Here is a 737-nt window from a genome sequence, read left to right as displayed (position 1 = left end):
GTACGGCTAGATTGTCATTCATCGTAAAGTCAGCACGATCTTGCTTCACCAATTGAATCGCTTGTGCCATACCATCGACAGGGACTATTTCTGCGCCGTATTTTTCTGCCAGCTCACCATAGTTACTGCTGAGTGATTGCGCGGTACGTAAACCCTTTAAGTTATCCCAAGAGCTATAACGGTTGTCATCAGTCGGTGCCAATGCAACCGCACCTGACCAGCTATAAGCCATAGATTTGTCATATTTAGCTTGACGTTCAGGCGTCGTTAAGCTGACTTGGTTAGCAACCATATCAAAGCGTTTTGAATCCAAACCTGCTAGCATCGCATCCCACTGAGTCTCTTTAAACTCAACATCAACGCCCAGTTTGTCCGCGACCGCACGCGTCACTTCGACGTCATAGCCTGTCAGCTTGCCACTCTCATCATGATACGTGAACGGCGGATACGTACCCTCTGTACCGACGTTAATCGTGCCGCCGTTATTGATGCGTTGCAGCAAATCAGAACCGCCTGTCGACGCAGTGTCAGTGGCAGTAGTATCAGCTTCATTAGTATTAGACTGACCACAAGCGGCAAGCAAAACAGTACTAGCAGCAAGGGCTAAAAGAGTACGACGTTTCATAAGACGTCCTTATAAGAGTAAATGAATAAGTGAAAATGGTTAGCGCCAACAAATAGGGAAAGGCCGATACAAGAGGACAATATAATAACCGCCCTGCAATATTCGGCTTTGG

At 46.9% G+C, this 737-nt stretch carries 1 protein-coding gene; it reads right to left on the bottom strand.

Annotated features, from left to right (window positions below; translation table 11 throughout):
- Nucleotides 1-625, bottom strand: a 625-nt coding sequence (locus ACS8FC_RS17170) for a transporter substrate-binding domain-containing protein (RefSeq protein ID WP_439297674.1), incomplete at its 3' end; no start/stop codon positions are given.
- Nucleotides 626-737 lie beyond the last annotated feature (112 nt).

It is taken from the genome of Psychrobacter sp. 1Y4, from assembly GCF_051847555.1.
Note: the sequence above shows the minus strand (reverse complement) of the source record. Positions and strands in the feature narration are given on the sequence as shown.